This is a genomic window from Streptantibioticus rubrisoli (genome assembly GCF_024436055.1).
GTDB classification, from domain to species: domain Bacteria; phylum Actinomycetota; class Actinomycetes; order Streptomycetales; family Streptomycetaceae; genus Streptantibioticus_A; species Streptantibioticus_A rubrisoli.
The window spans coordinates 1-8,378 of the sequence record NZ_JANFNH010000085.1 but is presented as its reverse complement, the minus strand read 5'-3'; the positions used below and the strand labels follow the sequence as shown (position 1 = coordinate 8,378).

The window sequence follows — 8,378 nt, the reverse complement described above, 5'->3', positions numbered from 1 at the left end:
CGCGGGTCAGCCGCAGTTGCGGCAGCAGCAGCCGGGTCAGCTCGGCGGGTGCGACGAGGTTGGCGGCGAGCGTACGGTTCCAGGTCTGCACGCTGGTCTCACCGACCAGTCCGAGGTCCACCACGCCCGCGATGTGCAGCAGCGAGTCAAGCCGGTCGGGCAGCGTCTGGTGGCCGAACGCCCAGGACAGCCGCTCGGGTTCGGCCAGGTCACCGACGAGGGTGTGGGCGCCGGGGAAGGCTTCCGCCAGTTCCTTGGCGCGGCCCGCGTTCCGGGCCAGCAGCCACAGTTCGTCGCCGCGGTCGAGCAGACGGCGGGCGACCGCCGCGCCGATGCCGGAACCCGCTCCGGTGATCAGGTGCGTACTCATACCGCCATGCTGTCATCACCCGGCATCACTGGATGCCGACGGACTCCTCCAGGTACGCCAGCGCGGCGACGCCGTCCTCGGCGAAGAAGACCAGTTCGGTCAGCGGCAGCGGAAGGAAGCCCTCGGCCTCCATGCGCTGGAACTGCTCCTTGAGGCCGTCGTAGAAACCGGCCGTGTTGAGCAGCACCACCGGCTTGGCGTGCAGCCCGTGCTTCTTCAGCTCCAGGATCTCGGTGGCCTCGTCCAACGTGCCGGTACCGCCCACCATGATCACGATCGCGTCGGACCGGGTCAGCAACTGCGCCTTGCGCTCGGCGAGATCGGCGGCCACCACCATCTCGTCCGCGTCCTTGCGCGCCTTGTCGCCCAGGAACTCCACGGACACCCCGACCAGGCGTCCGCCGTGCTCGTGTACGCCGTCCGCGACCACCTTCATCAGGCCGACGTCGGACCCACCCCACACCAGGGTGTGCCCGCCCTTGCCGATGAGCTCCGCGAACTCCCGCGCCGGGGCGGTGTATCGCTCGTCCAGATCGGCCGCGGAGAGGAAGACGCAGATGTTCATACGGCTACGGTAGCCGCACCCTCGCGGCGTTCCGTCGCCGCGATGGTGGCCGAACCGACCACCCTGGTGCCGTCGTAGAGCACCACCGCCTGGCCGGGGGCGACGCCGCGTACCGGTTCGGTGAAGCGCACCCGCAGTTCCTCGCCGACGAGTTCGGCCGTGACCTGCGACTCGCCGCCGTGGGCGCGGAGTTGGGCGGTGTACCGGCCGGGCCCGGTCGGCGGGGTGCCGCACCAGCGGGGCTTGATCGCGGTGAGGGCCATGACGTCCAGCGCCTCGGCCGGGCCCACTGTGACCGTGTTGTTCACCGGCGAGATGTCCAGCACGTACCGCGGCTTGCCGTCGGCGGCCGGGGTGCCGATCCGCAGGCCCTTGCGCTGGCCGATGGTGAAGCCGTAAGCGCCTTCGTGGGTACCGAGTTTGGTGCCGTCCTGGTCCACGATGTCGCCGTCGGCGGTGCCCAGGCGCTTGGCCAGGAAGCCCTGGGTGTCACCGTCGGCGATGAAGCAGATGTCGTGGCTGTCCGGCTTCCTTGCGACGGCGAGGCCGCGGCGCTCCGCCTCGGCGCGGATCTCGTCCTTGGTGGTGGGGGTGTCGCCGAGCGGGAACATGGCGTGCGCGAGCTGCCGCTCGTCCAGTACGCCGAGGACGTACGACTGGTCCTTGGCGGCGTCGCTGGCGCGGTGCAGTTCGCGGGTGCCGTCGTCGCGGACGACGATCGTGGCGTAGTGGCCGGTGCACACCGCGTCGAAGCCGAGCGCCAGGGCCTTGTCCAGCAGCGCAGCGAACTTGATCTTCTCGTTGCAGCGCAGGCAGGGGTTGGGGGTGCGGCCCGCCGCGTACTCGGCTATGAAGTCCTCGACGACGTCCTCACGGAAGCGGTCGGCCAGGTCCCACACGTAGAAGGGAATGCCGATCACGTCGGCGGCGCGCCGGGCGTCCCGGGAGTCCTCGATCGTGCAGCAGCCACGGGCGCCGGTACGGAAGGACTGCGGGTTCGCCGAGAGGGCGAGGTGGACGCCGGTCACGTCATGCCCGGCCTCGGCGGCTCGGGCGGCGGCGACGGCGGAGTCCACGCCGCCGGACATCGCCGCGAGCACGCGGAGACGGTTGCCGTTGCGGGGTCCGGTCGGGGCGCCTGGGAAATCAGTCATAGCCCTTCTAGGGTACGGGCACGGCCGTCCGCCTTTGAGGGCCGTTGCGCCTGGGGCGGGGCCGGGGCCACCGAGGAGTCACCTCGGCGCGGTCCCGACCCACAACGGCAGAGCGCAACAGCGCCCAAAGGCCGAGGGGACGAACGCCCTAGGACAGCCCCGCGGCCCGGGCGCGCGAGACGACCGGGCCGATCGCCTCCGCCACAGCCGCAACATCCGCCGCAGTGGACGTGTGCCCGAGAGAGAACCGCAGCGACCCCCGCGCCCGCGCGGAATCCGCCCCCATCGCCAGCAGCACATGGCTCGGCTGGGCCACCCCAGCGGTACACGCGGAACCGGTCGAGCACTCGATGCCCCGCGCGTCGAGCAACAGCAGCAGCGAGTCCCCTTCGCACCCGGGGAAGGAGAAGTGCGCGTTGGCGGGCAGCCGACCCTCCGGCGCGGGGTCCCCGTTGAGGATCGCCTCCGGCACCGCCTCCCGTACCGCGTCGACCAGCCGGTCCCGCAGTCCGCCGACTTCTCGGACGAACTCCTCCCGCCGCTGCGCGGCCAGCGTCGCCGCCGTGGCGAACGCCACCACCGCGGGCGTGTCCAGCGTCCCGGAGCGCACGTCGCGCTCCTGGCCTCCGCCGTGCAGCAACGGCACCGGCGCCCACTCGCGGCGCAGCACCAGCGCCCCGACCCCGTACGGCCCGCCGATCTTGTGCGCGGTCACCGTCATCGCGTCGAGTCCGGATGCGGCGAAGTCCACTTCGACCTGGCCGAAGGCCTGTACCGCGTCGGAGTGCAGCGGAACCTCGAACTCCCGTGCCACGGCGGCGAGTTCCGCTATCGGCAGGACGGTGCCGACCTCGTTGTTGGCCCACATGATCGTGGCCAGCGCGACATCGCAGGGGTCGCGCTGGATCGCCTCGCGCAGCGCCTCGGGATGCACCCTGCCGTGGCGGTCGACCGGCAGCCAGTCGATGCTGGCGCCCTCGTGGTCGGCGAGCCAGTGCACCGCGTCGAGCACGGCGTGGTGCTCGACGGGGCTGGCCAGCACCCGGGTGCGGCGCGGATCGGCCGCGCGGCGCGCCCAGTACAGGCCCTTCACCGCGAGGTTGTCGGACTCGGTGCCACCACCGGTGAACACCACCTCGCTGGGCCGGGCGCCCAGCGCGGCGGCCAGCGCCTCCCGGGACTCCTCGACCGCCCGCCGCGCGCGCCGCCCGGCGGCGTGCAGCGATGAGGCGTTCCCGGTGCTGGTGAGCTGCTCGGTCATCGCCTGGACCGCCTCCGGAAGCATCGGAGTGGTGGCGGCGTGGTCAAGGTAGGCCATGGTGCCACCGATTCTACGAGCCGCCCCGACGCATCCGCGCCGGGCCGACATCCGCAACAGGCCACAAAGCCCACCACGCCCACAACCCGCGGTACAGCCGCGCGCCAAACACCGCCCCCGCCCCGCGCAACGGCAAGCAAAGAGCCTCGGGCCAGACGGGCGGGCGGGTGGGCGAACCCCCCGCCCACCCGCCGACGGAACCCCTCAGCGCACCCGGGCCAACTGCCGGGACTGCGCGACGAGACGGTCCTCGGAGTCCCACACCTCCCCGTCCTCCTCGAGGAACCCCCCAGCCAGATTGCGGGTGCGGGTGGCGATCCGCAGCGCCCCCGGTGCGGGTCGGCACCGTACGTGGACGGTGAGTTCGACGGTCGGCACCCACCCGCCGAGACCAAGATCGAAGGCGGTCGGCGGCAAGGCGTCCACCGCCAGCAGCAGCGAGAGAGGATCCGCGTCCCGCCCGTCGGCGAGGCCGAACCATGCCCGGATCTCACCCCGTCCGCTGGGCTCGCCGACCGCCCAACCGGCGGTCGCCGGGTCCAGCCGGATGTCCAGCCGGTCGGTGATCTCGGTGCTGCCGGAGGAGAACGCCGCGGCGTCCGCGACATCCGGCCCGTCGGCCCGGCCCACACACCGCTCGTAGGGCGGGATGTCGAACGGCTTGGCGCTGGTGCGCACATCGTCCGGGAGCGCGTCCAGGTCGCCGTACGTGGCGGTGACCCGCAGCCGTTCCACCTCCTGCCCCGCACCGTCAGCCTGCAGCAGCCGGGCCTGGCCGGTGGACATGGTGCGCCCGGCCCGGATCACATCGGTGCGCAGCACGGCCGGACCCGGTTCCGAGGCGGTGAGGTAGTGCGCGGTGATGGTGAACGGATCGCGGTGCGGGAGGACTTGACCGAGGGCGCGGGCCGCGGTGGCGAGCAGATAGCCGCCGTTGACCGCACGCAGGATCGTCCAGCCCGCGGAGAGTTGGGCGTCGAAGACGCCTGGTTCGTCCGGGCGTGCGGTGACCGCCGTGTCGCGGTCGAACTCGCTGTTCCCGATGGTCGCCTGTGCCATGACGTGCACCGTACACCCAGAAGTTACCGGCCGGTAGCCCTGCTTTCCCGGAGGGTGGCCGCGGGCAGCCCGGCCAGCCCGCGTCACACCGGATTCTGCGCCTCCCTGGCCGTACTGCGCCGGTGCCAGGCGCGCGGCGCCCGCCAGCCGTACCGCATCGCCAGCAGCCGCAGTACGAACGCGGCGACCGCCGCGCAGCCGCTGCCGAACGGGGTCAGCGCGTGGAAGTGCAGCAGTACCGCCACGATGGTGGCGCCGACCAGCGCCGGAACCGCGTACAGGTCGCGGTCCCAGCGCAGCAGCGAGGGCACCTCCTGGGCGAGCACGTCACGGATGACACCGCCGCCCACCGCGGTGGCCACGCCCAGCGCGGCCGAGAAGGTCAGGCCGAGGCCGTGGTCGTGCGCCTTGGTGGTGCCGGTGACGCAGAACAGCCCGAGGCCCGCCGCGTCCATCACCATCACCGCGCGGTTGATCCGCTCCACCTCGGGGTGGAGGAAGAAGACCAGCACAGTGGCGGCGAACGGGGTGAGGAAGTAGCCGAGGTCGGTGAAGGCGGCGGGCGGCACCGCGCCGATGATCAGGTCCCTGAGCACCCCGCCGCCGAGTCCGGTGACCTCGGCCAGCATCCACATGCCGAACACGTCGAGGTTCTTGCGGACGGCGAGCAGCGCGCCGGAGATCGCGAAGATGAAGATGCCCATGAGGTCGAGCAGATGCTGCACGGAGGGGCTGAACAGGCCGGGGCCGAGCGGGTGGAGCGTCACGCGGACAGTTCTACCCGCACCGCACGCGCCGACCGGACGGCGGCATCCCGTACCGCGGCTGTCAGTCCACCGCATCCCGTGGACCAATGGCCCGCCGAGTCACGTAAGGTCACCGTGATATATCCGGTTACCACGTGGGGGGACCACCAGGGTGCGTAAAGTTTCTTCGGGCCGTGCCAGACGCCGTGTCAACCGCGCGAGACGCCGCGCAGTGATCGCCGCCGTTTCCGGCGCGACACTGTTGGCGGGGGCGTTCCTGTGGCCCAACGCCTCGGCCGTGACGGCCGAGTTCACCGAAGACCAGTCCATATCGGCCCAGGCGATTCCCGACGAGGCGCCACCGCCGCTGCCGGAGTCGCGCCACTGGACCGCCGAGGACGCCAAGAAGTTCTGGACCGCGACGCGGATGGCTGACGCCAAGCCGCTGCCGTTGCCCGACAACGCCAAGAAGCCCGTCCCGCACAGCGGGAAGACCGCGCCGCACGGCGCGCGGAAGGCGGCGAGCCGAATACGGAGCGCGGCGCGCGAGTTCAGCACGATGGACCTGCCGTCCTCCTCGCCCATCCCGACGGACAGCAGTACGGCGAGCAGCAGTCCCCCACCTGTTGCCACCAGTCCCACGCCGTCGGCGCCCGCCAGCACACCGCCCGCCTCACCGAGCCCGACCAGCAGTCCGACGCCGAGTCCCGCTCCCTCGTCCAGCACCCAGCCATCGGCGCCCAGCCAGTCGTTCGCGGGGCTGCCGATGGTCGGCCGGATGTACCTGATGCGGGGCAGCGGCTCGTACTTCTGCACCGCGAGTGTGATCAACAGCCCGCACCACAACATCATCCTGACCGCGGGCCACTGCCTGGACACCGCCGCGCCGAACGACGCGATGGCGTTCGTGCCGCAGTGGACGGCGGCCAAGCCGCAGCCGTACGGCATCTTCCCGGTCAACCAGGACTCCGAGGGTCGCGGCCGGTTCTGGATCGATCCGCGCTACTACGACCTCGGCCGGGTGCAGGGCGACCAGTGGGACGTGGCCTTCGCCGAGGTCGGTCCGGGCACCAACGGCAAGCAAGTGCAGGACGTGGTGGGCGGCAACAACCTTGTCACCGGCGGTGGTTACGCCTTCGACAACATCACCCTGGTCGGCTACCCGGGTGATGCCACCCAGCCGCTGACCTGCACCTCCAGCACCACCCAGTTCACGCCCACCGACGGCACCCCCGGCTCGTTCCTGCGCATCGGCTGCCAGAGCTACAAGACCGGCACCAGCGGCGGGCCGTTCCTCGCCAACTTCAACCCGACCACCGGTACCGGCGATGTGGTCGGCAGCATCGGCGGCTGGGACACCGGCGGTCCCACCGCGGACGTCTCCTACAGCGCGTACTACGGCGCGGACGTCCAGAACCTCTACAACACCGCGATCTCCGGCGCCGCGCCCGCGCGGCGCAACGTGCTGCCGAGCGCCTCGACCATGGCGCACGCCAGCGTCCTCGCCTCCGGGTACTTCACCCCCTCCCCCACGCCCGGCAAGGACTACAGCGACATGATCGTGCGCTGGTCCGACGGTGAGCTCACGCTCTACCGCGGGGCCGGGAACGGCCGGTTCGACAAGGAGATCCAACTCGCCAAGGGCGGCTCGGTGTGGAGCAAGGCGATCTCCATCACCGCCGGTGACTTCGTCGGCTCCAACACCTATGACCTCGTGGTGCGTTGGGCCGACGGCAGCCTGACCCTCTTCCCGGACGTGGACGCCACCGGTCTGCACAAGCAGATCGTGCTGGTGAAGCCCGGCTCGCTGTGGCAGCACGCGGTGACCATCACCGCTGGCCGCTTCTCCTCCACCGACAAGTGGCCGGACGACCTGATCGTGCGCTGGTCCGACGGCGAGATGACGCTCTACCCGGACGTGGACGGCAACGGCCTGCACAGCCAGGTGCAGCTGGCCAAGCCGCACTCGGTGTGGACCCACGCGGCCAGCGTCGCCGCGGGCGACTTCGCGGGCAACAACACCTGGGACCTGATGGTCCGTTGGTCCGACGGCGAGCTGGACGACTACCCGGACGTGGACGAGCACGGCATCAAGACCGAGATCCGCGAGCGCAACTCCAGCCCCTTGTGGACCAACGCCACCCTCACCACCTCGGGCAACTACGGCACCGGCCCGTGGAACGACGACTACGTCGTCCGCTGGTCCGACGGCGAACTGTCGATGTACCCCAACACCGCCCAGGCCCTCGGTCAGGAGTCCGTCCTGGTCACCCCGTCGGCCAGCACCAACCTGCCGCCGGTGCGGCGGTAGTTGACACTGCCTGCCGTGGAGTTGGCCTAGAACTCACTGGTGTCCAACTCCACGGCGAACGGCTCGGGTAGCCGGATCGGGGTGCCGAAGGGATACGGCCCCGCCGTCCGCGTGTAACCGAGCGGTCCCGGCTTCGAGAACAACGTGCAGGACCCTTCCGACCGATCGACCAACAAGTAGAGCGAAGCCCCATACTCCGCGTACCGGCGGCGCTTGACGATTCGGTCGGTGTCGCCGTCCGACTCCGAGGTCACCTCAACGATCAACAGCGTCTGCCGGGGATGCAGGGCCCCGCCACTTCGCGCCAACTCCTCGCGCCGACGACCGCGATGTCGGGGACGTACCAGTTGCAGGAACCGGGCAGGTCGAGATCCCCTGACCCCATCACCTGCCCCAGCTCCCGTACCCGCTCGCAGATCTGCTGGCGGATGCGGTCAACGGTTGCCTCGTGGTCCCAGCCCCGCGATGCCTGCGCGATGACGCCCTCGATGACCTGGGCGTGCCCCCAACCGACGTGTCGCACCGCGTACTTCAACGCCGTCTCGGGATCTACGTCGCTGTAGTCGCACAAATGGCCCGTCATGGGTGGGCAGCGTATTCGCCTGAAGTCACCCGTTCAAAGTCTCACTCACCCCCTCCGGAAAGTGGCAGGCCACCCGCTGTCCCTCCCGTACCTCGCGTAGCTGGGGTTCCTCCGAGGCGCACCGGGCCGTCGCCTTCCAGCAGCGCGTGTGGAAGCGGCAACCGGGCGGTGGGGTGATGGGGGACGGGACGTCGCCGGTGAGGAGGATGCGGTCGGAGTGGTGGCGGCGGGCCGGGTCGGGGACGGGGACGGCGGAGAGCAGGGCGCGGGTA

The 8,378-nt window shown here is 71.0% G+C and carries 9 protein-coding genes and 1 pseudogene; 1 reads left to right on the top strand and 9 read right to left on the bottom strand.

Annotation, left to right across the window (positions count from 1 at the left end; genetic code table 11):
• The 7 genes from NON19_RS32730 to NON19_RS32700 form a co-directional block, all read right to left on the bottom strand.
• On the bottom strand, window positions 1-370 hold a 370-nt coding region (locus NON19_RS32730), incomplete at its 3' end, for an SDR family NAD(P)-dependent oxidoreductase (protein WP_255932912.1).
• A 25-nt stretch (window positions 371-395) separates the two neighbouring features.
• A complete protein-coding gene (locus tag NON19_RS32725; protein ID WP_255932911.1) occupies window positions 396-935 on the bottom strand; it encodes an LOG family protein in 540 nt (179 codons plus the stop codon).
• Complete coding sequence (gene mnmA / locus NON19_RS32720) at window positions 932-2,089, bottom strand: tRNA 2-thiouridine(34) synthase MnmA (RefSeq protein WP_255932910.1); 1,158 nt, start codon at window positions 2,087-2,089, stop codon at window positions 932-934. The genes NON19_RS32725 and mnmA overlap by 4 nt, the downstream gene beginning before the upstream one ends.
• Window positions 2,090-2,237: 148 nt before the next feature.
• Entirely contained in the window at window positions 2,238-3,407 is a 1,170-nt protein-coding gene (locus NON19_RS32715) for a cysteine desulfurase family protein (RefSeq protein ID WP_255932909.1), read from the bottom strand.
• Window positions 3,408-3,611: 204 nt separating this feature from the next.
• Window positions 3,612-4,466: a thioesterase family protein gene (locus NON19_RS32710; protein ID WP_255932908.1), complete on the bottom strand. Its 855-nt coding sequence runs from the start codon at window positions 4,464-4,466 to the stop codon at window positions 3,612-3,614.
• A gap of 83 nt (window positions 4,467-4,549) precedes the next feature.
• Complete coding sequence (locus NON19_RS32705) at window positions 4,550-5,170, bottom strand: trimeric intracellular cation channel family protein (RefSeq protein ID WP_255932913.1); 621 nt, start codon at window positions 5,168-5,170, stop codon at window positions 4,550-4,552.
• 162 nt (window positions 5,171-5,332) lie between these two features.
• Window positions 5,333-6,028 (bottom strand): hypothetical protein, encoded by a 696-nt coding sequence (locus NON19_RS32700; RefSeq protein WP_255932907.1) that lies wholly within the window; start codon window positions 6,026-6,028, stop codon window positions 5,333-5,335.
• Between NON19_RS32700 and NON19_RS32695 the strand changes: the two genes are divergently transcribed.
• A complete protein-coding gene (locus NON19_RS32695; RefSeq protein WP_255932906.1) occupies window positions 5,991-7,523 on the top strand; it encodes a trypsin-like serine peptidase in 1,533 nt (510 codons plus the stop codon). The genes NON19_RS32700 and NON19_RS32695 overlap by 38 nt on opposite strands.
• Window positions 7,524-7,549: 26 nt before the next feature.
• Here the strand turns inward: NON19_RS32695 and NON19_RS32690 are convergent.
• Together NON19_RS32690 and NON19_RS32685 are read right to left on the bottom strand one after the other, a co-directional pair.
• Window positions 7,550-8,106 (bottom strand): annotated as a pseudogene (locus NON19_RS32690) (Uma2 family endonuclease).
• Window positions 8,107-8,131: 25 nt separating this feature from the next.
• Window positions 8,132-8,378, bottom strand: a 247-nt coding sequence (locus NON19_RS32685; RefSeq protein ID WP_372514380.1) for an oligopeptide/dipeptide ABC transporter ATP-binding protein, incomplete at its 5' end; no start/stop codon positions are given.

Bases quoted from the DNA above. Each gene is read 5' to 3' on its own strand.
- mnmA (WP_255932910.1), bottom strand. From the start codon at position 2,089: ATGACTGATTTCCCAGGCGCCCCGACCGGACCCCGCAACGGCAACCGT.
- NON19_RS32695 (WP_255932906.1), top strand. From the start codon at position 5,991: ATGTACCTGATGCGGGGCAGCGGCTCGTACTTCTGCACCGCGAGTGTG.
- NON19_RS32725 (WP_255932911.1), bottom strand. From the start codon at position 935: ATGAACATCTGCGTCTTCCTCTCCGCGGCCGATCTGGACGAGCGATAC.
- NON19_RS32710 (WP_255932908.1), bottom strand. From the start codon at position 4,466: ATGGCACAGGCGACCATCGGGAACAGCGAGTTCGACCGCGACACGGCG.
- NON19_RS32715 (WP_255932909.1), bottom strand. From the start codon at position 3,407: ATGGCCTACCTTGACCACGCCGCCACCACTCCGATGCTTCCGGAGGCG.
- NON19_RS32705 (WP_255932913.1), bottom strand. From the start codon at position 5,170: ATGGGCATCTTCATCTTCGCGATCTCCGGCGCGCTGCTCGCCGTCCGC.